The organism is Nonomuraea sp. ATR24 (genome assembly GCF_041950485.1).
Lineage (GTDB): Bacteria > Actinomycetota > Actinomycetes > Streptosporangiales > Streptosporangiaceae > Nonomuraea > Nonomuraea ceibae.
In genome coordinates this window covers 55997-82409 of record NZ_JBGNUU010000020.1, presented here as the reverse complement: position 1 = coordinate 82409, position 26413 = coordinate 55997, and the positions used below count along the sequence as shown (strand labels likewise).

Annotated in this window: 23 protein-coding genes; 5 read left to right on the top strand and 18 right to left on the bottom strand. The window is 72.2% G+C overall.

The window, feature by feature from the left end:
• Complete coding sequence (locus ACBI99_RS35880; RefSeq protein WP_375074495.1) at window positions 1-1524, top strand: alpha-amylase family glycosyl hydrolase; 1524 nt, start codon at window positions 1-3, stop codon at window positions 1522-1524.
• On the opposite strand, the gene ACBI99_RS35875 is transcribed toward ACBI99_RS35880, so the two are convergent.
• Both ACBI99_RS35875 and ACBI99_RS35870 read right to left on the bottom strand, forming a co-directional pair.
• The gene (locus ACBI99_RS35875; RefSeq protein WP_219503981.1) at window positions 1517-2695 is read right to left on the bottom strand and encodes an MFS transporter; all 1179 of its coding nucleotides are present in this window, start codon (window positions 2693-2695) and stop codon (window positions 1517-1519) included. The genes ACBI99_RS35880 and ACBI99_RS35875 overlap by 8 nt on opposite strands.
• Window positions 2692-3066, bottom strand: a complete 375-nt coding sequence (locus ACBI99_RS35870) for a thioesterase family protein (protein WP_219503980.1) — start codon at window positions 3064-3066, stop codon at window positions 2692-2694. Before ACBI99_RS35870 ends, ACBI99_RS35875 begins: the two co-directional genes overlap by 4 nt.
• Before the next feature lie 155 nt (window positions 3067-3221).
• Between ACBI99_RS35870 and ACBI99_RS35865 the strand changes: the two genes are divergently transcribed.
• A complete protein-coding gene (locus ACBI99_RS35865; protein WP_219503968.1) occupies window positions 3222-4118 on the top strand; it encodes an SDR family oxidoreductase in 897 nt (298 codons plus the stop codon).
• A gap of 1 nt (window position 4119) precedes the next feature.
• Window positions 4120-4941, top strand: a complete 822-nt coding sequence (locus ACBI99_RS35860) for a MaoC/PaaZ C-terminal domain-containing protein (protein WP_375074494.1) — start codon at window positions 4120-4122, stop codon at window positions 4939-4941.
• Window positions 4942-4965: 24 nt separating this feature from the next.
• On the opposite strand, the gene ACBI99_RS35855 is transcribed toward ACBI99_RS35860, so the two are convergent.
• Window positions 4966-5571, bottom strand: a complete 606-nt coding sequence (locus ACBI99_RS35855; RefSeq protein ID WP_219503963.1) for a TetR/AcrR family transcriptional regulator — start codon at window positions 5569-5571, stop codon at window positions 4966-4968.
• 105 nt (window positions 5572-5676) lie between these two features.
• On the opposite strand from ACBI99_RS35855, the gene ACBI99_RS35850 reads away from it, so the two are divergent.
• Window positions 5677-6831, top strand: a complete 1155-nt coding sequence (locus ACBI99_RS35850; RefSeq protein WP_219503961.1) for an acyl-CoA dehydrogenase family protein — start codon at window positions 5677-5679, stop codon at window positions 6829-6831.
• Window positions 6832-6849: 18 nt separating this feature from the next.
• Here the strand turns inward: ACBI99_RS35850 and ACBI99_RS35845 are convergent, their stop codons facing one another.
• From ACBI99_RS35845 to ACBI99_RS35775, 15 genes are all read right to left on the bottom strand, one after another.
• On the bottom strand, window positions 6850-7305 hold the full coding sequence (locus ACBI99_RS35845; protein ID WP_219503959.1) for a hypothetical protein: 456 nt from the start codon (window positions 7303-7305) through the stop codon (window positions 6850-6852).
• 72 nt (window positions 7306-7377) lie between these two features.
• Window positions 7378-8514, bottom strand: a complete 1137-nt coding sequence (locus tag ACBI99_RS35840) for a thiolase (protein ID WP_308125711.1) — start codon at window positions 8512-8514, stop codon at window positions 7378-7380.
• Entirely contained in the window at window positions 8511-8918 is a 408-nt protein-coding gene (locus ACBI99_RS35835) for a Zn-ribbon domain-containing OB-fold protein (RefSeq protein WP_357590128.1), read from the bottom strand. The genes ACBI99_RS35840 and ACBI99_RS35835 overlap by 4 nt, the downstream gene beginning before the upstream one ends.
• 88 nt (window positions 8919-9006) lie before the next feature.
• Entirely contained in the window at window positions 9007-9519 is a 513-nt protein-coding gene (locus ACBI99_RS35830) for a VOC family protein (RefSeq protein ID WP_219503955.1), read from the bottom strand.
• Between the two features lie 171 nt (window positions 9520-9690).
• The gene (gene ettA, locus ACBI99_RS35825; protein WP_219503938.1) at window positions 9691-11355 is read right to left on the bottom strand and encodes an energy-dependent translational throttle protein EttA; all 1665 of its coding nucleotides are present in this window, start codon (window positions 11353-11355) and stop codon (window positions 9691-9693) included.
• A gap of 654 nt (window positions 11356-12009) precedes the next feature.
• Window positions 12010-13299: a GGDEF domain-containing protein gene (locus ACBI99_RS35820; RefSeq protein WP_219503935.1), complete on the bottom strand. Its 1290-nt coding sequence runs from the start codon at window positions 13297-13299 to the stop codon at window positions 12010-12012.
• Between the two features lie 840 nt (window positions 13300-14139).
• Window positions 14140-14739, bottom strand: coding sequence for a single-stranded DNA-binding protein (locus ACBI99_RS35815; RefSeq protein ID WP_375074493.1), 600 nt, complete (start codon window positions 14737-14739; stop codon window positions 14140-14142).
• Between the two features lie 351 nt (window positions 14740-15090).
• Entirely contained in the window at window positions 15091-16713 is a 1623-nt protein-coding gene (locus ACBI99_RS35810) for a GTP-binding protein (RefSeq protein ID WP_219503927.1), read from the bottom strand.
• Window positions 16710-19127, bottom strand: coding sequence for a dynamin family protein (locus ACBI99_RS35805; RefSeq protein WP_375074492.1), 2418 nt, complete (start codon window positions 19125-19127; stop codon window positions 16710-16712). Before ACBI99_RS35805 ends, ACBI99_RS35810 begins: the two co-directional genes overlap by 4 nt.
• A 23-nt stretch (window positions 19128-19150) precedes the next feature.
• Window positions 19151-20383 (bottom strand): uroporphyrinogen-III C-methyltransferase, encoded by a 1233-nt coding sequence (gene cobA, locus ACBI99_RS35800; protein ID WP_375074491.1) that lies wholly within the window; start codon window positions 20381-20383, stop codon window positions 19151-19153.
• A gap of 83 nt (window positions 20384-20466) precedes the next feature.
• A complete protein-coding gene (speB, locus tag ACBI99_RS35795) occupies window positions 20467-21480 on the bottom strand; it encodes an agmatinase (RefSeq protein ID WP_308125710.1) in 1014 nt (337 codons plus the stop codon).
• Between the two features lie 36 nt (window positions 21481-21516).
• On the bottom strand, window positions 21517-22671 hold the full coding sequence (locus tag ACBI99_RS35790) for a nicotinate-nucleotide--dimethylbenzimidazole phosphoribosyltransferase (protein ID WP_308125709.1): 1155 nt from the start codon (window positions 22669-22671) through the stop codon (window positions 21517-21519).
• A gap of 14 nt (window positions 22672-22685) precedes the next feature.
• On the bottom strand, window positions 22686-23531 hold the full coding sequence (locus ACBI99_RS35785; protein ID WP_219503903.1) for a sirohydrochlorin chelatase: 846 nt from the start codon (window positions 23529-23531) through the stop codon (window positions 22686-22688).
• Window positions 23532-23598: 67 nt separating this feature from the next.
• Window positions 23599-24774 (bottom strand): bifunctional cobalt-precorrin-7 (C(5))-methyltransferase CbiE/decarboxylating cobalt-precorrin-6B (C(15))-methyltransferase CbiT, encoded by a 1176-nt coding sequence (locus ACBI99_RS35780; protein WP_219503901.1) that lies wholly within the window; start codon window positions 24772-24774, stop codon window positions 23599-23601.
• 70 nt (window positions 24775-24844) lie between these two features.
• Window positions 24845-25924: a GNAT family N-acetyltransferase gene (locus ACBI99_RS35775; protein WP_375074490.1), complete on the bottom strand. Its 1080-nt coding sequence runs from the start codon at window positions 25922-25924 to the stop codon at window positions 24845-24847.
• Window positions 25925-25999: 75 nt separating this feature from the next.
• Between ACBI99_RS35775 and ACBI99_RS35770 the strand changes: the two genes are divergently transcribed.
• Window positions 26000-26410, top strand: a complete 411-nt coding sequence (locus tag ACBI99_RS35770; RefSeq protein WP_219503895.1) for a DUF2795 domain-containing protein — start codon at window positions 26000-26002, stop codon at window positions 26408-26410.
• Window positions 26411-26413: the final 3 nt, after the last annotated feature.

Genomic DNA, 26413 nt, shown 5'->3' with positions numbered 1-26413 from the left:
ATGACACGCCACATGGACATCCCCTGGTGGCGCGACGCCGTCGTCTATGAGATCTACGTTCGCAGCTTCGCCGACGCCTCGGGAGACGGCGTCGGCGATCTGGCCGGCGCGCGCGAGCGCCTGACCCATCTGAAGGAGCTGGGCGTCGACGCCGTCTGGCTCAGCCCCTTCTACACCTCCCCCATGGCCGACGGCGGCTACGACGTGGCCGACTACCGCGACGTCGATCCGCTGTTCGGCTCGCTGGCCGACTTCGACGCGCTGGTGGCCGACGCGCACGCGCTCGGGCTGCGGGTGCTGGTCGACATCGTGCCCAACCACAGCTCCGAGGCGCACCCGTGGTTCCAGGCGGCGCTGCGCGGCGAGGGCCGCGACCGCTACATCTTCCGCGACCGGCCCAACAACTGGCAGTCGACCTTCAGCGGCCCGGCGTGGACGCGGTTGCCGGACGGGAGCTGGTACCTGCACCTGTTCGCCCCGGGACAGCCCGACTTCAACTGGCGCAACCCCGAGGTGCGCGCGGAGTTCCTGGACATCCTGCGGTTCTGGCTGGACCGGGGCGTCGACGGGTTCCGCATCGACGTGGCGATGGGGCTGTTCAAGGCCGAGGGGCTGCCGGACGTCGAGGACCAGTCGTTCATGTCGGACTCGCCGGTGTGGGGGCAGCCGGAGGTGCACGGCGTCTACCGGGAGTGGCGCGAGCTGCTCGACAGCTACCCGGGCGAGCGGATGGCCGTGGGCGAGGTGTGGACCGACACCCTGGAGGATCTGGCGCTGTACGTGCGGCCGGACGAGCTGCAGCAGAGCTTCAACTTCGCCTGGCTCCAGGCGCCCTGGTCGGCGACGGCGTTCCGGAAGGTCATCGACGAGACGCTGGCGACGGTGCCGTTCGCCACCTGGGTGCTGTCCAACCATGACGTCGTGCGGCACGTCACCCGGTACGAGACCGCCGACCCCGGGACCGGACTTTCCCGGGCGAAAGCCGCATTGCTCGCCATGCTTGCGCTGCCCGGGTCGGCATATCTCTACCAGGGGGAGGAACTGGGCCTCCCCCAGGTACAGGACATTCCACCGGAGGCGCGGCAGGACCCGGTGTTCATCCAGTCGGAGGGCAAGCTGCCGGGCCGGGACGGCTGCCGGGTGCCGATGCCCTGGTCCCCCGGCGGCGACTCCTTCGGGTTCTCGCCCGAGGGCGTGACGCCGTGGCTGCCGCAGCCCGGCTCGTTCGCGGCGCTCAGCGTGGCGAGCCAGACCGGCGACCCGGGCTCGACGCTGGAGTTCTACCGGCGCGCCCTGGCCTGCCGCCGCGAGCTGGTCCGCACGATTCCGTACGAGCTGGAGTGGCTCGCCTCGGACGAGGACGCGCTGGTGTTCGCGCGCGGGCCGCTGGTGTGCGCGCTCAACTGCGGCACCCGTCCGGTACGGCTGCCGCCCCACGAGAACGTGCTGCTGGCCACCGGCCCGGTCGAGGGCGGCCTGCTGCCTCCGGATCACGCGGTGTGGCTGCAGCGCCAGGTCAGCTAGTTTCCCTCTTCTCGTCGCGTACCGGGATGACCGGGATGGAGAGCAGCGCGCACGCGAGGCCGGCCGCGAAGGCCGCCCAGTAGCCGGAGCTGGTGATCAGCAGTCCGGCCAGCGGCGCCACGGCCAGCAGGACCACGTTCTGGACGGTGTTGTGCAGGCCCAGCACGCGGCCGGCCGCCGCGGGCCCGGCGAGCTCGCCCGCCTTGAGGTAGGCGAGCCCGTTGCCCGCGACGGTGATCACCGCGCCCGCGGCCAGCGCGGCCGAGCCCAGCCAGGACCCGGTGAGCGTGGCCGGGACCAGCAGGGCCAGCACGGCGACCGTGGCGTAGGTGAGCAGCCGCAGCGGGGCCATGCGCAGCCCGCTCACGTCGGACCAGCGGCCGGCGGCGACCCTGGTGATCGCGCCGCCGATGGCCGCGAAGCCGAACAGCCACCCGGCGTCCACCCCGCCCCACCCGTACAGGTTGACCAGGCAGGCCACTCCGTAGGTGCCGACGATCACCTGGGGCACCGCGTGCAGCGCGCTGGTGGCGTGCACGCGCCAGAGCGCGGGCCGGCTGTACGGGGAGCCGGGGGGCGCGGCGACGACCCGGGTGCGGGCGTGCGGCGGCTCGGCCAGGAAGAGCGCGGCCAGGACGGCGGCCAGCAGGCACACGCCCGCGCAGACCATGAGGACGCCGGAGATCCCGTGGGCCCGCGCCACGGGCGGCAGCAGGAACGCGGCGACGGCCATGCCGAGCGTGTAGGACACCTGGCGCACGCCCATGGCGACGCCGCGTTCGGGCGGCTCGAACCAGCCCAGCACGATCCGCCCGCCGCCGACCAGGGCGGCGCAGCCCGCGGCGCCGGCCAGCGCGAGCAGCACGACCACGGCCCAGGTCCGCTCGGCGAGTGAGACGGCGGCGAACAGCAGCCCGGCCAGCCCGACGCCGACGCCCAGGACCAGCCGCTCGCCGTGCCGGTCGGCCAGCCAGCCCCAGGCCACCAGCGCGAACAGCACGCCGATGCCCGGCGCGTTGCCGATGATGCCGGCGACCGGCAGGGAGACGCCGAAGTGGCGTTGGATGTCCGGGATGACCAGGGGCAGCCCGGACAGGCCCAGGGTGACGCCGGCGTGCGCGTTGACCCCCAGGGCCAGCATCAGCCAGCGCCGCGGGGTCGGCTCGCTCAAGCGAAGCGCTTGAGGTAGGCCAGCTCGTCGGCGGTGAGCCGGCGCGGGGCCTCGCGCTCCACGTCGTAGGCGACGAGCACCGAGCTCGCGGTCACGTACAGGTCGTCGTCGTCGCGGATCTCGTAGCTGAGCGTGAAGCGGACCGGCCGGATCTCGGTGACCCAGGTCTCGACGCGGACGGGCTCGGCGCGGTAGCCGAGCGGGCGGCGGTAGTCGATCTCGTGGCGGGACACGACCAGGCCCTTGAACGGCACCTCGCCCGCCTTGAACGGGTCGACGTGCAACATCCCCCAGCGGGCGTCCTCCAGGTAGTCGAGGAAGCGGACATTGTTCACATGTCCTTGGGAGTCGATGTCCGCGAATCTCACCATGCGAAGGAAGACGTGCCGCTGTGCGAGGGAGTGTTGAACCACGGGACAAACGCTACCGGGTCGGTGCGTGAGGTCCGTCGTGGCCTGGGCCTACCATTTCTAGATTTGGTTACTAGAATTTTGTTCGCATCGTCTGCGAAGGAGCGAGGAGACACATGAGCGGGATCGTCGACGGCCGCGTGGTGATCGTCACGGGCGCGGCCAGGGGCATCGGGCGCGGCCACGCGCTGGAGTTCGCCAGGCAGGGGGCCAAGGTGGTGGTCAACGACCTGGGCGCCGAGGTGGACGGGACCGGCTCGTCCGGCGCCGCCGCCGAGGTCGTCGCCGAGATCGAGGCCCTGGGCGGGGAGGCGATCGTCAACGGCGAGGACGTCTCGGACTTCGACGGCGCCGAACGGCTGGTCCGGGCCGCGATCGAGCGCTTCGGCGACCTGCACGTGCTGGTCAACAACGCCGGCATCCTGCGCGACCGGATGCTGGTCAACATGTCGGCCGAGGAGTGGGACGCGGTCATCCGGGTCCACCTGCGCGGCACGTTCGCGCCGCTGCGGCACGCGGCCGCCTACTGGCGGGGCAAGGCCAAGGCGGGCGAGGCGGTCGACGCCCGGATCATCAACACCACCTCGTCCTCCGGCATCTACGGCAACCCCGGCCAGGGCAACTACGGCGCGGCCAAGGCGGGCATCGCCGGGCTGACCGTGATCGCCGCCAGGGAACTGGAGCGCTACGGCGTCACGGTGAACGCGATCGCGCCCGCCGCGCTGACCCGCATGACCGAGGGCCTCATCCCGAGCGGCGCGAACGCCGACGCCGACGACATCGCGCCGCTGGTCGTGTGGCTGTCGAGCGCGGAGGCGCGCGGCATCACCGGCCGGGTGTTCAACGTGCGCGCCGGGGTGATCAGCGTGGCCGAGGGCTGGCACGCCGGCCCGGCCGTGGACAAGGGCGGCCGCTGGGACCCGGCCGAGCTCGGCGCGGTCATCCCGGCGCTGGTCGACAAGGCGGCGCCGAACGCGCTGACCAACGGCCAGATCCCCGGACGGGAGGCCTGACATGCCGCTCGACCACTCCGTCGTCGGCGTCGAGGGCGCGCCCTGCGAGCGGAGGTGGACCGCCAAGGACACCATGCTGTACGCGCTCGGCGTCGGCGCGGGCACCGGCGAGCCGGCCTTCGCCACCGAGAAGGGCCAGCGGGTGCTGCCCACGTTCGCGGTGCTCGCGGCCCAGGCGCCAGGGCGGCGGCTCGGCGACTACGACCCGGCCATGCTCGTCCACGCCGAGCAGTCCTTCGAGCTGCACCGCGAGCTCCCGGCGGCGGGCGCGGTGCGGACGACGTCGAAGGTCACCGGCATCTACGACAAGGGGTCGGGCGCGCTGGTCACCACCGAGGCGCTGGCCGTCGACCCCGGCAGCGGCGAGCCGGTCGTCACCAGCCGCAGCGCCGTCTTCATCAGGGGCGAGGGCGGCTTCGGCGGCGAGCGCGGGCCCCGCGAGGAGTGGGCGGCGCCGGACCGGGCGCCCGACCACAAGGTGACCTACCCGACGCGGCCCGACCAGGCGCTGCTCTACCGGCTGTCGGGCGACTACAACCCGCTGCACTCCGACCCGGAGTTCGCCGCGCGGGCCGGGTTCGACCGGCCGATCCTGCACGGGCTGTGCACGTACGGGATCACCGGGCGGGCGCTGCTGCACGCGGTGGCGGGCTCGGACCCGGCGCGGTTCCGCGCCATGTCGGGGCGGTTCAGCAGCCCGGTCCTGCCCGGGGAGTCGCTGACGGTGTCGATCTGGGTGGACGGGCCCGCCGTGCTGTTCCGCACGGCGAAGGACGACGGGACCGTGGTGATCGACCGGGGCCGTGCAGTGATCAGCCCGTGATCAGCCCCGTGATCAGGCCCGGGGTCAGCTCAGGGGCTTGAGCGGGTCGAGGCGGCGGATGAGGGCCATCGCCGCCTCGGCCACCTCGCGCGCCTCCTCCTCGGTGTCGCTGGTGGCGACCTCGCGGGCGGCCTCGCCGATGATGCTGGTCAGCACCGCGACCGTGAACCTGTCGAGCGGGTCGCCGCCGGCGCCGAGCAGCACGGCGTTCTGCCGCACCCACTCGCGGCCCCGGGTGCGGCGGATCAGCTCGAAGCCGGGCGGGCCGTCGCCGTCGATGAAGAGCCTGACCAGGTCGCGGCGCTCCCAGGCGCCGTCGAGGTAGGCGCGGGCGCCGGCGATGAGCAGCTCGACCGGGTCGGAGACGCCCGACTGCTTGGCCCGCGACACGCTGGTGGCCGACGCCTGCTCGTGGGCGGCCTGGTGGTCCTCGTAGAGGGCCAGGAACAGCTCGGTCTTGCCGCCGAAGTGGTGGTAGAGGCTGCCGACGCTGGATCCGGCGCGGGCCACCACCTCCGAGACGCTGGCCTCGGCGAAGCCGTGCTCGCCGAACACCTCGCGCGCCGCCTGCAGCATGCTCTTGCGCGTCTGGGCGGTGCGGCTCCACTCCCAGGAGGACTTGCGTGCCATGGAGGACATCGTACTCCGTCGAATTCTAGAATCATGTTCTTGACACGTCGCGGACCGGCGTTGGAACCTCTTCCTAGAGGACGGTTCTAGAAATGTGGAGGCGGCGTGGACTTCTCGCTCAGCACCGAGGAACGGCAGATCAGGGACACCGTGCGGGCGTTCGTCGAAAAGGAGGTCATGCCGCTGGAGCCGGAGGTGCTGCGCAACGAACGCGCCGGCCTGCCGGGAGTCCCCGCCGACGTGCTGCGCGAGCTGCGGCTCAAGGCCAAGCGGATGGGCTTCTGGGGCATCAACACGCCCGAGGAGTACGGCGGGGCCGCGCTCGGGCCGATCATGTCCGCCATCATCGCGATGGAGCTCGGCCGGACGTTCGTGCCGTTCAGCTTCGGCGGCAGCGCCGACAACATCCTCTACGCGGGCAACGAGGAGCAGAAACGGCGCTACCTCATCCCCACCATCGAGGGCGAGCGGCGCTCCTGCTTCGCCATCACCGAACCCGGCGCCGGCTCCGACGCCCGCAACATCCGCACCCGCGCCGTGCGCGACGGCTCCGAATGGCTGATCAGCGGCGAGAAGACGTTCATCACCGGCGGCAGCGAGGCCGACTTCGTCATGGTCTTCGCCGTGGCCGAGCCGTACGGGGTGACGTGCTTCCTGGTCGACCGCGACATGGGCTGGAAGTCCGAGCCGATCCCGACCATGGGCGAATGGGGTCCCGCCTCCCTGGTGTTCGAGGACGTACGGGTGCCGGAGGAGAACGTCCTGGGCGAGCTCGGCAAGGGGTTCGAGCTGGCCATGCAGTGGATCGGGCAGGGCCGGTACATGATCCCGGCGCGGGCCATCGGCTCGGCCGAGCGCATGCTGGGCATGGCCGTGGACTACGCCAAGATCCGCAAGTCGATGGGGCAGGCGATCTCCGAGTATCAGGCGATCCAGTGGATGATCGCCGACTCGCAGGTGGAGATCGAGGCGGCCAAGTGGCTCACGCTGTACGCCGCCTGGCGGGTGCAGGAGGGCATGGACGCCCGGCACGCCTCCTCGATCGCCAAGCTCAACGGGGCCGTGATGGCCAACCAGGTCGTCGACCGGGTGCTGCAGATCCACGGCGGCATGGGCTACACCAAGGAGCTGCCGATCGAGCGGTGGTACCGGGAGCTGCGGCTGCTGCGCATCTTCGAGGGCACCGACGAGATCCAGCGCCGCACCATCGCCCGCAACCTGCTCAAGGGCCACGCCCGGCTCGGCGCCATCGGCGAGTGACGGCGCCGAGCCCCGGCCTCAGGGCATCTGGTACGCGGCGGCGGGGCCGCAGTAGCTGATCCCGATCGGCGTGTTGCTGAAGCGGCACACGCGCACCACCACCTCGTCGATCCCGGCGACCCCGGCCGGGTCGGCCAGCTCGAAGGTGAACGACACCTCGCCGTCGTCGGCCTTCACCGACTCGGTGTCGACCACGGCGGCGCCGTCGTAGGCGGTGAACGTGGCCCGGGAGTACAGGCCGTCCGCGGTGCACCACGACAGCGGCCCGCTGTCGGACAGGGTGCCCTCGACGCGCACGGTCGGCTTGACCACCGGGCCCTCCAGCCAGTCCAGCACGCCTCCGGTGACCCCGTGCGGGCAGGAGTCACCGGAGTCGGCGTGGAACCTCACCTCCGCCTGCGCCGCCGCCGGGGTGGTCACGGGCAGGGCCATCAGGAGGGCGGCGACCAGCACCGCCCACGCGCGTGCACGCATGGCATCGACCTTCCGTGTGATGGGGGATCCGCGCCCCCATCGTGAACGAAAGATCGATGCCCGGCCAGCGGATCAGGGCAAGCGGTTGGCCAGCACCAGCGTCGCCGCCGAGGCGAACATGCCGCCGTTGCCCAGCACCACGCTCACCTCCACGCCCGGCACCTGCGCCGCCGCCTCGCCGCGCAACTGCCTGACCGCCTCCTGGATGGCGAACATCCCGTACATCCCGGTATGGGTGTACGACAGGCCGCCGCCGTTCGTGTTGAGCGGGAGCCTCCCGCCCGGCGAGGTGTGCCCCTCCGCGATGAACGCGCCCGCCTCGCCCCGCTTGACGAACCCGAGATCCTCCAGTCCGTAGATCGGCACGTGCGCGAAGGCGTCGTACACCATCAGATGGTCCACGTCGTCGTGCGAGATGCCCGCCTCGGCGAACGCCGCCTCGCCCGACAGCCGGAACCCCTTCGACGTGGTGAAGTCCTCCATCTGGGAGATCATCGGCGCGTCCATCGCCTCACCGGCGCCCAGCAGGTGCACCGGGTCACGCCGCGACCGCTCCCGCGAAGTGACGACCAGCGCCCCACCCCCGTCGGTCACCAGGCAGCACTCCAGCAGGTGGAACGGGTAGGCGACCAGCCGCGAGGCCAGCACGTCGTCCACGGTGATCAGGTCCCGGTACATCGCCCGCGGGTTCAGGTGCGCCCAGCGCCGCTGCGCCACCGCCACCTCGGCGAGCTGCTCGTGGGTGAGCCCGGTCTCCTTCATGTAGCGCAACGCCGTCAACGTGAACGTCGACGGCGGCCCCACCACCCCGTACGGCAGCTCGAACTGGCCCATCAGCGAGTCCGCGCCCAGCCCGAACCTGCCCGCCCCGACCCGCGACCTGCCGGACTCGCCGTGCGTGATCAGCACCGTGGTGCACAGGCCCGCCCGGATGGCCGCCGCCGCGTGCCGTACGTGGAACAGGAACGACGAGCCGCCCACGCCCGTGCCGTCCAGCCACGACGGCGTGATCCCGAGCGCGTGCGCCACCTGGATCGGGCCGGGCGTGCCGACGGTGGCGATGCCGTCGATGTCGTCCTTGGTCATGCCCGCGTCGGCCAGCGCGTTGCGGGCCGCCTCCAGGTGCAGGGACAGCGTGGAGTGCTGCGGCAGCCGCCCGACCTCGTCGGTCTCGGCGGCGCCGGCGATGACGATGCCCTCGGTGCTCACGCGGCGCCTCCGGCGGGCTCGAACAGCGGCACGTGCACGTCGCCGCGCCGCTCGAAGACGACTTTCAGGGCCAGGTCGAGCGGCAGGTTCTCGGGGGTGATCTCGGTGTTGACGATGTTGGTCATCATCCGCACCCCCTCCTCCAGCTCCACCACCGCGATCGCGTACGGGCCGCCCTCCTCGAAGCCGGGGGCCGGGCGGTGGTTGATCACGTAGGAGTAGAGGCTGGCCCGGCCGCTGGCCCGCACCCACTCGACGGCGCCCGAGCCGCAGTGGGGGCAGCTCGGGCGGGGGTAGAAGTAGTGCCGTTCGCAGGTCCGGCAGCGCTGGATCCTGAGCTCCCCGGCCGCCGTGCCGTCCCAGAACGGCTGGGTGTCCGGAGTCGGCTTCGGTACCGCCTTCATGGGGTCCCCAATCTCGTCGGATTTAGAACTCCATTCTAGATTTTAGTTCTACTCAGACTCAAGAGCCTGGCACCCGCCCAGCGCACGCTCAAGGGCTGGGGATGCCGTTGCCGTTCCTGCCGTTGCCGGCCAGCACCTCCTCCAGCGACGGCCGGGGCTCGCCCGGCTCGCGCGGTCCCGGCTGGGCGAGCTGGATGAGCACCCCGTGCGCCTCCTTCGGATGCAGGAACACCTCCCGCCAGCGGGGGTCGGACACGTTCAGGCCGTGCAGCCGGTAGCCCCGCTCGGTCAGCCGGGCCACCGCCGCGTCGAGGTCGCTGACGTGGAAGTTCAGGTGGTGCACGCCGCCCCGGCCTCGGGTGAGCTCGAAGAAGCTGTCGAAGAACGTGGACCCGGCCAGCGGCTCCATCAGCTCGACCTTGCTGCCGTTGGCGTAGGTCAGCTGGAAGGTGCGGTAACCGGCCACCCGGTTGTCGCCTCCGCCGCCCAGATGCCGGCCGCCCAGCAGGTCGCGGTAGATGGGCAGCAGATCCCTGATGCGGGGGGCGGCCACTGCCGTGTGGTCGAACGCGATCTCGATACCGTCGAGCTCCAGCTCCATGCGGACTCCCTTCGGGCCAATCCTAGAACTGCATTCTAGTCATGCCCCGGTGATCCGGCACGAACCGGTCTGCCGTCCTGCCGACCGGCCCACCCCTGGCCGAACGCGAAAACGCCGCACGGCAGGCCCTTTACGAACCTGCCGTGCGGCGCAATGCCAGCCGTCAGCCGATCAGTCGCGGTGCAGCTTCCGATACGTCACCCGATGCGGACGGGCCGCGTCGGCGCCGAGGCGCTCGATCTTGTTCTTCTCGTAGTCGGCGAAGTTGCCCTCGAACCAGAACCAGTTGGACCCCTCTTCCCACGCCAGGATGTGGGTCGCGATCCGGTCGAGGAACCACCGGTCGTGAGAGGTGATGACCGCGCAGCCCGGGAACTCCAGCAGCGCGTTCTCCAGCGACGACAGCGTCTCCGTGTCGAGGTCGTTGGTGGGCTCGTCCAGCAGCAGCACGTTGCCGCCCTGCTTGAGGGTCAGCGCCAGGTTGAGCCGGTTGCGCTCGCCGCCCGACAGGACGCCGGCCTTCTTCTGCTGGTCAGGCCCCTTGAAGCCGAACGCGGCGATGTAGGCGCGCGACGGCATCTCGACGTTGCCGACCTTGATGTGGTCGAGCCCGTCGGAGACGACCTCCCACACGTTCTTGGCCGGGTCGATGCCGCCCCGGCTCTGGTCCGCGTACGAGATCTTGACGGTGTCGCCGACGACGATCGACCCGCTGTCAGGCGTCTCGCTGCCCGTGATCATGCGGAACAGCGTCGTCTTGCCGACGCCGTTGGGGCCGATGATGCCGACGATGCCATTACGCGGCAGGTCGAACGTCAGGCCCTCCATGAGCAGCCGGTCGCCGAAGCCCTTGGTGAGATCGTCCGACTTGATCACCGTGGTGCCCAGACGCGGGCCCGGCGGGATCTGGATCTCCTCGAAGTCCAGCTTGCGGTGCTTGTCCGCCTCGGCCGCCATCTCCTCGTAGCGCTGGAGACGGGCCTTGCTCTTCGTCTGGCGGGCCTTCGGGTTCGAACGAACCCACTCCAGCTCGTCCTCCAGGCGCTTCTTGCGCTTGACGTCCTTCTGACCCTCGACCTTGAGCCGCTGGGCCTTGGCCTCCAGGTAGGTGGAGTAGTTGCCCTCGTAGGCGTAGGCGCGGCCCCGGTCGAGCTCCAGGATCCAGGTGGCGACGTTGTCGAGGAAGTAGCGGTCGTGGGTGACGGCCAGCACGGTGCCCGCGTACTTCTCCAGGTGCGACTCCAGCCACTGGACGCTCTCCGCGTCGAGGTGGTTGGTGGGCTCGTCGAGCAGCAGCAGGTCAGGCGCCTCCAGCAGCAGCTTGCACAGCGCGACCCGGCGGCGCTCACCACCCGACAGCTTCGTCACCTCGGCGTCCGGCGGCGGACAGCGCAGCGCGTCCATCGCCTGCTCAAGCTGGCTGTCGAGATCCCACGCGTTACGGTGCTCAAGCTGCTCCTGCAGCTTGCCCATCTCCTCCAGCAACTCGTCGCTGTAGTCGGTGGCCATCTGCTCCGCGATGTCGTTGTAGCGCTGGAGCATCGCCACCGTCTCCGCGACGCCTTCCTGCACGTTGCCGAGGACGGTCTTCTCCTCGTTCAGCGGCGGCTCCTGCTGGAGCATCCCCACCGTGAACCCAGGCATCAGCTTGGCCTCACCGTTGGACGGCTGCTCCAGGCCGGCCATCATCCGGAGCAGCGTCGACTTCCCGGTGCCGTTCGGCCCCAGGACACCGATCTTGGCTCCAGGCAGGAACGACAGCGTGACGTCGTCAAGGACAACCTTGTCGCCATGCGCCTTGCGCACGCGCTGCAGCGTGTAGATGTACTCCGGCATGCCACCTAGCTTAGGGGCTCCCGCCCCACACTTCCGCCGCCCAGCACCCCCATCCCCCACCCACACCCCAGCAGCACCCCGGTCACCCCCACTCGGTCGGCACACCCCACGGTCGCCCCCCTCTCCGGGCGGCACACCCCGTTCGCACCCTCCCCGGTCGGCGCGCCCCCATCGCACCCCTCCCCGCCGGCACACCCCCGGTCGGGCCCCCGGTCGGCACACCCCCGGCCGCGCCCCTCCCCATCGGCGCACGCCGGTCGCGCCTCCGGTCGCCCCATGCCGGTCAGCACCCTCCCGGTCGCACCCTTTGGTCGGTACACCCCGGTCGCACCCTGCCGGTCGGCGCTCCCCAGTCGGCGCTCCCCAGGCAGCACCCTGTCGGTGGACACCCCCTGGCCTGCGCAGCCGGGTCGACACCAACCCCGTGCTCACCGTCCGCAGCCACCGCCCAGCTCCCGCCACCTCGCGCTCGCCACCGCAGCCCCAGCGGCAGCGCCAGCGCCAGGGTCACTGCAGCCGCAGAACGCAGCCACCATCCTCAGCGCCAGCAGCCGTTCACCCCAGCGCCACGGCCGAACCGCCGAGCCTCGGCCACGACCCGGCCCGCACCACACTCAGGCTGGCCGACTCTCTCACCCGTACGCCCGCTGGCCGTCAGGCCGACGTCTCTCCCGGTAGGCGGGGGCGTGGGGGCGCGGCCGGGATGCAGACGCGGTTCCGGCCCAATTCCTTGGCGCGGTAGAGGGCGAGGTCGGCGGCGGCCAGCAGGTCTATGAGGTCGTCACCGTGCACGTTCATGAGCGCCACCCCCACTGAGATGGTCACCGTGATGAGGGCTTCGTCCACCGGAACGGACATGCGGCCGATACGGGTGCGGAGGCGTTCGGCGACCTGCCGGGCTTCCAACAGGTCGGCACGCGGCAGCAGGACGACGAACTCCTCGCCGCCGAAACGCCCCACCACGTCGTAATCGCGCAGCTGGCTGCGCAACATGCCCGCCACACCGATCAGCACCTGGTCGCCGACCAGGTGCCCATGAGCGTCGTTGACCCGTTTGAAGTGGTCGATGTCGACGATGAGCAACGCCAGCGTCTCACCCGTGCGCCGGGCCCGGACGATCTCGGTGTCGGCCTCCCGCTGCCAGGCGGCGGCGTTGAGCAGCCCCGTCTTCGGGTCGGTACGCGCGGCCGCCTGGAGCTGGGCGTGCAACAGGCTGCGTTGGAGCAGGACGACAGGCGGCAGCGCCAGCACAAGCAGGGCGAGGTTGAGCGCGCACGCGATGGCGACGATGACGCCGAGGCACAGCTCCACGACGTCGAGCAGCGCGCTCTCCCGATCCCACAACACCTCACGCCAGCGTGAGTCGGGATTGGCGGTGTGCGCGGCCACGGCCACCAGCCCGGTGTTGAGCAGCGCGAACACGAGCGCCGCCGCCACCGCCAGCATGATCGCGCTCCCGCTCCCCTGGGCCAGCAGCAGCGGATCGGGCACGAGCCGGTGGTACGTCAGGGACGCGGCGCCTCCGGCCAGCCCGATCGCCGCCGAGCTCAGCACCCGCCGGTGCAGCACGGTCGCCCGAACCCGGAACTGGAGCAACGCCTGCAAAACGATCGGCGCCAGCAGCGCGTAGAGCGGCGGCAGCAGCAGCGCTACCGGCAGCCACCAGGCCGACAGCAGGTCACGCGAGACTCCGGCCGGCATGCCAAGCCGCCGGGTCGCCTCGATGCAGACCGCCCCGCAGCTCATCAGCGCGGCGAACGTCAGCACGTCGGGCCAGCGAATCGCGGTGGAGGCGGCGAAGAACACGATCGCCGCGAGGTCGAGCAGGACGATGGCGCTGACGTAGGCGACGAGCAGCCGCCCCTGGCCCAGCAGCGGCCATCGGCCGACCAGACTCGACACACCGCCGCGAGGCTTCGTCGAGGTGTGACTGGTCGCCGCCATCTCGTCTCCTCCCTGACTAACGATGTGTAACACAATAATTGCGGAGTGTGCGATGTGCGAAGGGAAACGATACGTTGGGCGGAGCGACCACATACGTGATGTGGTTAGTTACGGGACATTGCTCAATCCGCGAGCAACCGTTCGGAAAGGAGCACTCATCGTGCGGGGCGTAACCTGGACCTGATAGATGCCCTGGCCAGCTTTCGGGCAGCACCCATCGGCCGCTCCCCCGGTGCCTGAGCACCGTCGGCCGATCCCCCCTCCGCCCGACCACCCCTTTCAGGCCCAGCACCGCTCAGCCCCGCACGCCGCCCCACCCAGCCTCGTCCATGTCGGTCACTGATCACGTACGGCCAGTGGGCTGTCAGAACTGGCGCCGCGTACGATCCGCCGAGCTCCGCAACAGACGCCGACCCCGGCCGACAGGTGAGCGTGACCCTGTACGTGACGGCCACCATCCCGTACGCGACGGCCACCAACCCGTCACCATCACGGACATGACCGCCACCGGCCCGTCTCGATCATGGGTATGACGGCCACCAGCCCATCTCGATCACGGACGTGACGGCCACAGCGCGTTCCCATCCCGGACGTGACAGCCACCGACCCGTTCCCATCCCGGACATGGCGGCGTCGTCCCGCGTCGGCCTCAGCGTGTGGGCCCACGCCGAACCCCTCGCACGCCGTACCGACTTCACCTCCCTTACGCCGTGCGCGAGTTCCCCGAGAGCTGGGCAGCAACGAGGGAACGGGCAACTGGAAGGCGCGACGGCCCAGCCCAGCGAAGCGCCGAGCCGTCGCCCTCGACGCCCAGGCGGAAACCCGAAGCCCGGGCCGGGGTCAGGCTGCGGCGCGCTCCTCAACCGGCCACTCGGCGTCCTCGCTCTCGGTCTCGTTGTCGTCCGCGCCGAGGATGCGCACGGTGGCGCCCTCCGGTGGCTGGAAGTCGGCGGCCGGGTCGGGGATCGAGTCCAAAGCGCCCCGGCGGGAGCCCGTGCGGGTGGCGCCCATCGCCCAGTCCTGGATCTCCTCGTCGAGCCGCTCGCGCACCTCGGGGCTCACCGACGACGCGGCGCCGCCCCGCTCCGGCTTGACGAAGCTGCCGGTGCCCCAGCGCAGGTCGTGACCCACAGCGCTGGCCTCCACCTCCGGCATGAACCGGCGATCCCCCTCGGGCCCGAACTCCCGGATGCGCAGCTTGCCGGAGACCACCACGGGCTGCCCGACGCGGACCGAACGCGCGACGTTGTCGGCCAGCGTCCGCCAGCAGCGGATCGCGAAGCAGACCCTCTCCCCGTCCATCCACTGGCCCGTCTTCCGGTCGAAGTAGCGGTGAGAGGTGAGCACCCGCAGCGAGGTCACCTTGACGCCGTCGTCGAAGGTGTGCTGCCTGGGCTCTGCCGCGACGTTGCCGGTTAGCGTGATGTAGATGTCGTTCATTCCGTGCCTCCCATGCAGCGGGCCGGACGCCCGCGACCTGGGAACACAGTGCCGCGCCGGGGACCTCCGGCAGGCGGGCGAACCGCGTTCTGTGGATGACGCCGCCGGAGCGCGACCCGCCCTGTGGACGACCGGCACAGACGTGCGACACGGGCCAACAGCGCAGAGGAGCGACGCGGGCGAACAACGTGGGAGGACGGGCGGCAACAGGCGGGCTACCACGGACGGGCGGCCGCGGACGGGCGGGCACAGGGCGAGCGGGCACGGACGGGCAAGCACGCACAAAGCAGGCACACGGCGGAACGAGCCGCGACGAGCGGCCGGGGCCGCGTCGTCCGCGCGGAGTGGGCGTCAGCCTGCCAGGCCGCGCATCGCCTGGTAGAACGCGTGGTGCCGGCCCAGCTCACGCTCCACCGGCTCGACCACCGCCTTCTCGGCGATCGCCGCCACCCGACGGCGCATCTCCCGCTCCAGCCGCTCCCGCTCACGGGACGCGCCGAGCTCCACGAAGTTGCGTGACGCGATGCCGGACAGAATGCCCAGCCCCAGCACCGAGGCCATCATCAGCGCCACCCACGGCAGCGCCGACGTGTCGCCCAGCAGTTGCAGCGACGCCGGCAGCCGCCCGGGCAGCAGCAGCCCGAACCCGAGCCACACCAGCCCGACGCCGAACGCCGCCACCAGGGCGTACTGCCACACCTTGAGCGCCCGCCACCATCCCGGCACCCTGTCGAGCCGGGGCGCGACCTGGGTGAGGTCCTCGGTGAGCGTGCGCGGCAGCATGCCGAGCTGCGAGCGGGCCGCCCGGTGCACGGCGCTGCGCCACACCGGGTGCATCCCGACCGTCAGGCCGTCGGCCAGCGCCTGCACGGCGTTGGCCACCTCGGCCGACTGCGCGCTGACCGAGCCCGTGGTGATGCCGCGGATCTCGTCGCCCACATCCTGCAGCCGCAGGCGCTTGACCGGGTCGGGGCGGAAGCGGTCCAGCCAGCGCGGGTACGGCCAGCCGACCCAGCGGCCGGAGCGTTCGGCGTACACGTTCTCCATGGCCTCGCCCACGGCGGGAACGCCGACGGCGTCGCAGAGCGCGTCGGTGAGGCCCATGCGGCGGGCCTCGTCGACGGACGCCGGCACGTTCAGGGCCTCGCCCACCGGCATGCTGCGAGTGAGCCGCTGCTCCAGCCGGTGCAGGTCGGCCTCCAGCTTCTGGATGGCGGCCCGGCGGCGGGACACGGCTCCGGCGATGACGCTCTTGAGGCTCTCGATGCCGCGCCCGCTGACCGCCGAGGTGGGCACCACGCTCGGATGCTCGACGCCCTCCCGGCGGAGCAGGTCGTTGAGGTCGATGACCAGCTCGGCCAGCTCCTCGGCGGACAGCCGGTCGGCCTGGTTGAGCGCGAACACGGTGACCGCGTCGTGCCCGGCCAGCTCGGTGACGTAGCGGCGGTGGGTGGAGGCGTCGGCGTACTTCTGCGGGTCGAGGACCCACACCACCAGGTCGGCCAGGCCGATGAGCCGGTCGGCCTCGGTGTCGGTGAGCGCCCGGATCGAGTCGTGGTCGGGCAGGTCGAGCAGGATCAGGCCGTGCAGCTGGCTCTCGCCCTTGTCGAGCGCGCTCGCCCTGGCGAACCGGTGCCGCCACTCGATCTGCAGCCAGTCGAGCAGCGGCGCCGCCCCCTCCAGCCCCCACACGCAGGCGTGGGTGTGGGCGGTGGTGGGCCGGCGCACGCCGGTGGGCGACAGCTCCAGCCCGGACACGGCGTTGAACAGCGACGACTTGCCGCTGCCGGTGCCGCCCGCGAGGGCGACCACGGTGTGCTCCGACGACAGCTTGAGCCGGTCGCCGGCCCGCAGCAGCAGGTTCTGGGCCTCGGACACCAGCTTGTCGTCCAGCCGGCCGGGGCCGAGCTCGACGACCTTGGTGAGGGCGGACAGCCGCGGCGCGAGCCCCGGCCTGGTCGTGACGGTGGTCATCGTGCGACCTCGAGGTTGTACGTCGCCTGGTAGAGGTGGGTGGCGGCGGACTCGTCGGGGATCCCCGCCGAGTCGAGCGCCTGCACGTAACGCATGGACTCCTCGTCGAACAGCATGCCGATCCTGGCTCTCAGATCGCTGAGCGCCTTGGCGCCGATGCCGCGCAGCGACTCGGCCCCGAGCAGCGCCTTGACCAGCCGGTGCGGCACCCCTTCGGTGCGTCCGCCGCTGAACATCGCCACCATGAAGATCAGCGACAGCGAGTCGGCGTCGAACGACACCAGCTTGGACACCGACCGCTTGGCCACGCCCTCGGTGCGGACCAGCTCGATCACATGCTCCTGCCAGGACGCGACGGCCCGGCCCGCATGCCGTACGAGCTCGTCGGACGGCCGCTCCAGCCCCTCGGCCAGCGTGGCGCCCACCTCGGCGCGGTGCCGCCAGCGGCCCGCGACCTCCTCGGCCGCGCGGCCGGCCGCGGCCACGATCACCGACTCCAGCCCCGCCTTCAACGCCCCACGGAACGCGGTGATCCGCTCCGGCGCCTGCGAGGAACGGGGGCGCTTACGCAACTGGAGCGAGCGCATCAGGTCGCCCGAACCGGCGAAGTCCTGCCAGCGGGCCAGCACCTCACCCTGAATGATCATGCCGCTGCGGAACGCCTTGTCGATCTCCGTCAGGGCGCTCATGTAGGCCGCCTCGACGTCGCCGCGCAGCTCGCTGCGGAACGCCACCTGCAGCTCAAGCTGCTTGGCCAGCGCCGGAACCCGGGTGCGGAAGCTGTCGAGCACCCCGTTGAGCGTCTTGCGCACGGCCTGCGCGCGGCGCTTGTCGTCGACGGACAGCTCGGCGAGCCAGAGCCGCAGATCGGTCATCTCACTGTCGGGCAGCCTGCCGTCGGTGACCGCCGACTCCTCGATGACGAACCGGTCGATCTCCCCCAGGCCGTATTCGGTGAGCATCCGGACGAAATGCTTGAGCACCACCTCGCGCGCCCTCGGCTGCACCCTGGACAGCACGATCGCCAGCCGGGCGCCGCGCTCCTTGGCCAGGCGCAGCAGGTTCCACGCGGGGGCGTCGGCGTAGCGGGCGGCGGTGGTGACGAAGATCCACAGGTCGGCCGCGTCGAGCATGCGGTGCGCGATCTCGTGGTGCTCCTCGACCACCGAGTCGATGTCCGGCGTGTCGAGCAGCGCGACGCCCTGCGGCAGCTTCTCCGTGGCGACCACGACGACGCTGCGCATGCCCGCGCCGGGCTCCGGCTTGTCGATCCGCCGCAGCCCGCCCAGCAGCTCGCCCTCGGTGAACCACTTGCGGTCGTCCGGGTGGCACACGAGGACCGGCACGCCGGTGGTCGGCCGCCGTACCCCGGTGCGGGAGACGTTCTTCTCCGCCAGGGAGTTGACCAGCGTGGACTTGCCCGCGCCGGTCGAGCCCGCGATCACGATCAGCGCCGGCGCCGTCCGGGTGCGCACCCTCGGCAGCACGTAGTCCTCGAGCTGCGCCTGCAGGTCGGCCCGCGCCTGCCGCGCCTCCTCGGCACCCGGCAGGTCGAGCCCGAACCGCAGCCCGGCCACGCTCTCTCGCAGCGCCCCGAGCGCCGCCGTCAGCGCCTCGACGGTCTCGGGCGGCAGGTCCTCTTCGGCTTCACCGGGTACGTCCTCCGCCCCGGCGTCATCGTCAGCCGTGGCGGAAGCGGTCTCGTCCTCGTCGGAGGCGTCCTCGGCGACGTCGGAAGCGCCGTCGTCGGCGTCGGCGTCGGCGGCCCCGGCGAGGTCACCGGCCACGTCCGCCTCATCGGAGGGGGCATCGTCCTCGTCGGACGGGGCCTCGTCGGACGGGGCCTCGTCGGACGGCGCGTCGTCGGACGGGGTTTCGTCGGACGGGGTTTCGTCGGACGGGGCCTCGTCGGACGGCGCGTCGTCAAGCGGGGTTTCGTCGGAAGGGACGGCGTCGCTCTCGTCGTCGCCCCACAGCCACGCGCTGTCGGCGTCCTCGTCGGAGTCGTCCTCTTCGGCGAGGGCAGCCGTGGCGTCCTCAGGGGCGTGGTCGCTCTCAGCGGGAGCGTCCGCGCTGTCGGGAAGGTCCTCGTCGTCGGAGGAGGCGGCGGCGGTCTCCGTGAAGAGATCCTCGTCCCTCTCAGGGGAGGCGGGCGGGGCGGCAGGGGCCGGGCGGGACGGGCGTTCCCATACGGAGGTCGGCGCGGCGGGCGGGCGGCGTACGGGGACGTCCCACACCGACGTGGGCGCCTCGTCCTGGTCGCCTGTGTCGGCCTCCGCCGCAGGTGGAGGGGACGGCCGTGTGGGGCCGGGGGCGTCGGGGACCGCCGGGGCGGTGTCGGACGGGGGCACGTCAGTGATGGCGCGGAAGGTCAGGGTCTGCTCCCCCGGCGACTCCTCGCGCCCGTCATCCATGCGCCCGTCATCCATGGCCGTGTTCACGGCAAGCGCTCCGCTCGAACCATCTCGACCTCCTGGCCGACCTTTACGACGTCGCCGACGACGACGATCGCCGGTGGCCGTATCCCAGCCGCGGACACGCGGTCGGCCACGGTGGAAAGCGAGGCGCTTACCGCCCGCTGGGTCGGAAGGGTACCGTCCTGCACCACCATTACGGGAGTCTCCGGCGGACGTCCGTCTCGCACGAGCGTTTCGGCCACCTTGGCGAGCCGTTCGACGGCCATCATGAGCACCAGGGTGCCACGGGAGCGCGCCAGGCCGGGCCAGTCGACGGTGGATCGGGGGTCGTCCGGGGCGACGTGCACCGATATGACGTGGAACTCCTGGCTCACGCCTCGGTGGGTCACCGGGACGCCCGCGGCGGCGGGGACGGCGACGGGGCTGGTGATGCCGGGCACGACCATCACCGGGATGCCGGCCCGGGCGCAGGCGATCATCTCCTCGCCGCCGCGCCCGAACACGAACGGGTCGCCGCCCTTGAGCCTGACCACGAACTTGCCCGCCCTGGCCCGGTCGACGAGCAGCTCGTTGATCGAGTCCTGGGACAGGGAGCGGCCATAGGGGACCTTGGCGGCGTCGACGAGCTCGACGTCGGGGGCCAGCTCGTCGAGCAGCGCGCGGGGCGCGAGCCGGTCGGCGATCACGACGTCGGCCTGCGCCAGGAGCTGGCGGCCGCGCACGGTGATGAGGCCGGGATCGCCGGGGCCGCCGCCGACCAGGGCGACGCCGACGGGTTTGGTGCGGTTGCGGCGGGCGTCGACGGTGCCGTCGCGCAGGGCGTTCACGACGGCGTCGCGGATGCCGGCCGCCCGGCGCGGGTCGCCGCCGGCGGTGATGGCCACGCTGACCTCGTCGACCCGGCCGGAAGCGGGGGTCCAGGCGGCGGAGGCGTCCTTGTCGTCGGCGCGCACGCACCAGATCCGCTTGGCCTCGGCCTCGGCGGCCACGGCCGTGTTGGCCGACCGGTCGTCGGTGCAGGCCTGCACGAGCCAGGCGCCGTCGCAGTCGCCCACCTCGTACGGGCGGGCGTGCCAGGTGATGCGGCCGGCGGCGATGAGATCGTCGAGAGCGGGGGTGACGCTCGGCGAGACCACGGTCACCTCCGCACCCGCCGCGAGCAGCGCCGGCACCCGCCGCTGAGCCACGCGCCCGCCGCCCACGACGAGGACCCGGCGGCCGGAAAGCCGCAGGCCGAGGAGGTAGGGACCCATTGTCGGGAATCTCCCGTTCGCGAAGGTTGGTGTGCTAGGACGTAAACCTACCGGGTCTCATCGCGTCATTCGTTTCGCATGGGTCAACGCCCGTCGAGAAGGGGTTGCCGAGGGTCCCAGCGCGGCCCGCCTTCGTCGTCCTTACGGCGTCTGGCCATCGCGGAGAGCGCCTCAAGGATAACCCTGTTCCCGAGGAACGCGGTCACGTCGGCGTGATCGTACGGCGGGGCGACCTCCACCACCTCCATCCCTGCCACGGGCAGCTCGTAACAGATCCGGCGGACGGCGTCGAGCAGCTCCCTGGCGGTCAGCCCGCCCGGCTCGGGGGTGCCGGTGCCGGGCGCGTGCCCGGGGTCGCACACGTCGATGTCGACCGAGAGGAAGATCCGGTCGCACTCGTCGAGCGCGATGCCGAACGCCTCCGTCAGGCACGTCTCCAGGCCGCGCGCCACGATCTCGGTCATCTCGTACGAGCGCATGTTCTGCTCGGCCATCCAGCTCAGGGTCTCCGGATCGGGCCAGTAGCCGCGCAGGCCGATCTGGAGGAACCGGTCACCGCGGATCGCCCCGGACTCGATGAGGCGGCGCATCGGCTGCCCGTGACCGTACAGGTGGCCGAACGAGATGTTGCCCGTGTCGGCGTGCGCGTCGAAGTGGATCATCGAGGTGCGGCCGGGGGCGTGGGCCCGCGCGGTGCCGCGCGCGTCCGGCAGCGCCACCGTGTGGTCGCCGCCCAGCACCAGCGGGATCGCGCCCGAGGACGCCACCCGGTGCACCGCGTCCTCGATCGCGGCCAGCGAGCCCTCCACGTCCCCCGAATAGCACTCCACGTCCCCGGCGTCGAGCACGCGCAGGTCGCGCAGCGCGTCGACGCGCAGGGCCAGGCTCGGGCGGGAGCCGTCGTGCGGCAGGTAGCAGGCCTGGCGCAGCGCCATCGGGCCGAACCTGGCGCCCGGGCGGTTGGAGGTGCCGCCGTCGAACGGCGCTCCGATGATCACCACGTCGGCGTCCGCGTACGTGGCGGGATCGCCGACGTCGCACCGCTCAACGCCGAGGAACGTGATGTCGGGACCGAACATCGGGCCGTATCGGGACACTGGTCACCTCACGTGGTCGTTGCCGTGTCCCCATCATCACACGGGCTTTTCGGTCACTCCCGCCGCGTCGAAGGTCGCCACGTCGTGCATCACCCGTACGGCGGCGCACACCAGCGGGTGGGCCAGCAGCCCGCCGGTGCCCTCGCCCAGGCGGAGCTCCAGGTCCACCAGGGGGCGCAGGCCCAGGTGGTCGAGGGCGGCCGAGTGGCCGGGCTCGGCCGAGCGGTGGCCCGCCACGCAGTGGTCGGTCGCGGCGGGGTCGAGCGCGGCGGCGGCCAGGGCGGCGGCGCCGGCGATCACGCCGTCGAGGATCACCGGAACCCGCAGGGCCGCGCCGCCCAGGATGAACCCGGCGATCGCGGCATGCTCGAACCCGCCGACGGCGGCGAGCACCCGCAACGCCTCGACCGCCTCCATGCCCTCCCCGGGAAGCCGCGCACCCTCCGCGCCTTCCTCTCCAGGAAGCCGCGCACCCGGGGCGGGGATGGCGTTGGCGTGGAGGGCCCGGCGGACGGTGCGGACCTTGAGGGCGTGGGTCTCGTCGGTGATGCCGGTGCCGCGCCCCGTGACGTCGGCCGGGTCGCGGCCGGTGAAGGCGGAGATGAGGGCGGCCGAGGCCGTGGTGTTGGCGATCCCCATGTCGCCGGTGATGAGGCAGCGGGCGCCCTGGGCGACGAGGTCGCGGGCGACGGCGATGCCGGTCTCCAGCGCCTGGACGGCCTGGTCGACGGTCATCGCGGGCCCCTGCGACAGGTCGGCCGTGCCGTACGCGACCTTGCGCCTGACCAGGCGGGGATCGTCCGGGAGGTCGGCGGCGACGCCGACGTCCACGACGGTGACGGTGGCGCCGGCCTGGGCGGCGAAGGCGTTGGCGACGGCGCCGCCGGCCAGGAAGTTGGCCACCATCTGGACCGTGACCTCCTGCGGCCACGGGCTGACACCCTGGGCGTGGACGCCGTGGTCGGCGGCGAAGATGGCCAGGGCGGCGGGCTCGGGCATGGGCGGCGGGGTGACGCCTGCCGCGCCGGCGAGGCGTACGGCGACGTCCTCCAGGGCGCCGAGCGAGCCGCGGGGCTTGGTGAGGCGGTCCTGGTGGGCGCGGGCGTCGGCGAGGACGGCGGGGTCGGCGGGGCGGATGGCGGCGAGGACCCCGGGTAGGGGCGACTGGCCGGGCTCGGTGTCGGCGGGCACTGCACTACCTCCGGTCACGGGACGAGCTGGAGTGCTTCCTCGTAGCGGTCGATGACGACGTCGGCGAGGGTCTCGCAGTCGCCGATCACCTCGGCGCAGCGGATGTCGAGCTCGGGGTGCCCGGCTCCGTAGGCGAGGGCCTGCGCCCAGACGCGCTCCAGCGTGGCCCCGGCGAACAGCAGGTAGGGCACGACGATGACGCGCTTGGCGCCGAGGCGGCGGCAGCGCTCCAGGCCGCCGGGGACGCCGGGCGGGGTGAGCGACACGAACGCGGTCTCGACGGTCATGAAGTCGTAGGCGTGCGTCTCCCAGAACAGCCGCGACACCCGGTGGACCTCGGCGTTGGCGACGGGGTCGGTGGCGCCTTCGCCGACCAGGACGACGGCGGTCTCGCCGGGCTCGACGTGCGTCTGGAGGCCGTCGGCGGGGGGCGTGTCGACGGCGCGGAGGCGGGGCCGGGCGCCGACGAGCTCCAGCGGGCGCAGCCGGGGGATGTCGGTGGCGGCGTCGTTGAGCCGTTCGGCCAGCAGGGAGAGCACGCGAGGGTCGGGGCCGAGCGGCCTGCCGTAGTCGTACATGAGCGTGGGGTGGCGGCGCTGCTCCTGCTCCAGAGCGGCGGGCAGCTCCTCGCTCAGCCGGTTGAGGCTGAGCGGCATGGCGACGAGCCGGTGGTGGCCGCGGGCGACGAGGGAGGCGACGGACTCGCTGAGGCGGGGCGTGGCACGCTCCAGGTAGCCGCCCGAGACGTCGGCGGCCGTCTGGTCGAGCCGGCAACGGAGCCGGTGGACGAACCGGCCGAACTCCGCGGAGTCGGCGTCGTCGTTCGATCCCTGCCCGATGAGCAGGAGCGGGGGCTTCATGGGAAGGTGCTCCGGTGCGTAGAGGAAGACACGCGAGGATAACCGATGGGCGCCGGTGGGCGACAGGTCACGCTGTGTGCGCGGGTGTCGCGTGCACGACGAAGACGGGGTCGGCGGCGGCCAGACTGTGGGAGCCGTCGGGTTCGAGGGCGATCCTGGCGGCCAGGATCTGGCTGCCTTCGGCGCGGTAGCCCTGCTCGCGCAGCAGGCCGAGCACGGTGGGGACGCGTTCGACGGAGTTGAGCGCGCACACGAGCGAGCGGGGGCGGCGCGCGGCGCAGGCGGCGACCACGTCGGGGCCGCCACCGCCGACGAACACGGCGTCGGGGTCGGGCAGCGGTTCGAGGGCGGGCGGGGCCTGTCCCCTGGTCAGCGCGACCTTGACGCCGTAGTGGAGGACGTTGGCGCGCAGCCGGTCGCAGGAGGCGGCGTCGCGTTCGACGGCGACGACGGCCGCGCCGAGCCTGGCGCACTCGACGGCGATCTCGCCGCCGCCCGCGCCCACGTCCCAGACGAGGTCGCCGAGCCGGGGGCCGAGCTTGGCCAGCACGTACGCCCTGACCTCCGCGGGCAGCCTGGACTCCAGCGGCAGCGCCCATTCGGCGGGGCCGGGGCGGGCGCCCGCCACCCAGCTCGGCTCCTTGGGCCGGTGCAGCGGGTCGAGGACGAGCACCACGTCGGGGTCCTTCCAGGGGCGCGTGGTGGCCTCGCCCATGCGGCTGTGGGTGACGCGCTCGCCGGGGCCGCCGAGGTCCTCGCAGACGATGAGGGAGCGCGGCGTGGTCGGGGCGAGCTCGCGGGCGACGTCGCCGGGGCCGACGCCGGGCGCGACGACGAGGGCGACCTTGGGGTGCGCGCGGCAGGCGTTGACGACGCGGTTGAGCTGATGCGCCCCGGCGGGGGCGACGACGAGGGCGTCCTCCCAGTTGAGGCCGGCGCGGGCGAAGGCCCGGCTGACGAGGGAGGTGGCGGGCAGCACGTCCGGCTTGAGCCCGTGGCCGCGCAGGGCGCGGACGGCGCCGAAGAAGCCGGGGTCGCCGGCGGCGAGCACGACGGCGGGGCCGGAGCCCTGTTCGAGGTGGAGGTCGAGGGTGTCGAGGAGGGCGTCGTCGGGGGCGGTCACGGCGGTCAGTGTGAGCCTGCCGAGCAGCGCCGCGGGCCCGACGACGAGGGTCGCCTCGCGCAGCCGGTCGACCGCCTGGGCCGACAGTTCGGATCCGTCCCACCCGACCACTGTGATCATGCGCCTCACCGTCCCCTCGTACCCAGAGTGACGGTTCTCCCGGCTTTTCACCACAGGGAGGCGGGGCGCTTCAGGGCAGGTCGGCCGGGATGAGGCTGAACACCACCAGGTCCTGGCCGCCCAGCGCGGCACGTTCGACGCCTTCGCGGACGAACCCGGCCTTCTCCGCGACGCGGAGGGAGGCGGTGTTGGCGGGGGCGGCGCGCAGGCGGAGCCGCTGGAAGCCCCGCTCGGCGAAGAGCCAGCGGGCGACGGCGGCGACGGCCTCGCCGGTGTAGCCGTGGCCGCGGGCCCACGGCGCGGCCATGTAGCCGACCTCGCAGGTCCGGTTGATCCAGTCGACGTCCCTGACGTCCAGGCTGAGCAGGAGCCGGCCGGTCGTCCGGTCCGTCGCCGCCCAGGCGGCGCCGTGGCCGCGCAGCCTCATCCGTTCGGAGGCGGCGACCCACTCGCGGGCGTCGTCCTCGGTGTAGCCGCGCGGGACGCCGGTGCCGGCCTGGGTGAGCGGGTCCGCGCCGGTCGCGGCCAGATCCGGTATGTCCTGCTCGGCGAGCGGCCTGAGCAGGAGGCGTACGGTGCTCAGTTCGGCGCGGGGCAGGGTGTCCGAGGGAAGCCGGGAGTCGCCGCGCAGCAGCCCGAACATGACCAGGTCGTGCGGCCCGTCGTCCTCCAGCACGGCGGCGCGGAGCACGCCTTCCCAGGTGAAGCCCGCTTTCTGGGCGACGCGCAGCGAGGCCAGGTTGTCCAGGTTGGCGGTCAGGTCGATGCGGCGCAGCGCGGTGGTGTCGAACACCCAGCCGGTCAGGCCGCGCAGCGCCTCGGTGGCGTAGCCCCGGCGCCGGTGCAGGGGGTGGACGCCGTAGCCGACCTCGGTGGTGCCCGCGCCCCAGGAGGTCTTGAACAGGCTGATCGCGCCCACGATGCGGCCTTCGGCGTCGGTCATGGCCAGGTGCCTGCCCTGGCCGGAGCGGTGCAGCTCGTGCACGCCGTGGGTGAGCCACTGCCGCACGCCCGACAGGTGGCCGGGGGCGCCGGGCGGCAGGAAGGGGACCCGCGCCTCGACGATCGAGCGGATCCGGCGCTCGTCGTGGGGGCCGAACGACCGGAGCACCAGCCGTTCGGTGGCGATGTCGGCGTCAGCGTCGAACACGCTCGGCAGCGTACACACTGGTGATGTTTGTCCACCAAAGCGGGGGTAGGGGCGCTTTGGGGAGGAGTGACATCTATGGAACGCGGAAGCTCGAAGCACGGTCCTCGCATCGATGAGCATCAGAAGCAGGAGACCGAGGGCCTGGTCCGAGGTGGGGGCACCTCGCACGCCGAGGAGTGGAAGGAGCCCGAGCCCATGCCCGCGCCCGGCGAGGAGGAGTCCGTCCGCAGCTACGCGCCCGGACGCGAGCCGGGAACGGCGGAAGGCATCACCGCCGAAGGGGTGGATGTCCGCAGCGATCTGGCCAAATGGCTCAGTGACACCGATTTCCCGGCGAAGAAGGGCGATCTGCTGCGGCACGCCCGTGAGATGGACGCCCCCGACAAGGTGACGGAGATGCTGCACGCCCTGCCGGAACGCCGCTTCGCCAACATCGCGGAGGTGGCGCGGGCGCTCGGGCTCGGCGTGGAGAAGCGGAGGTGGTGACCG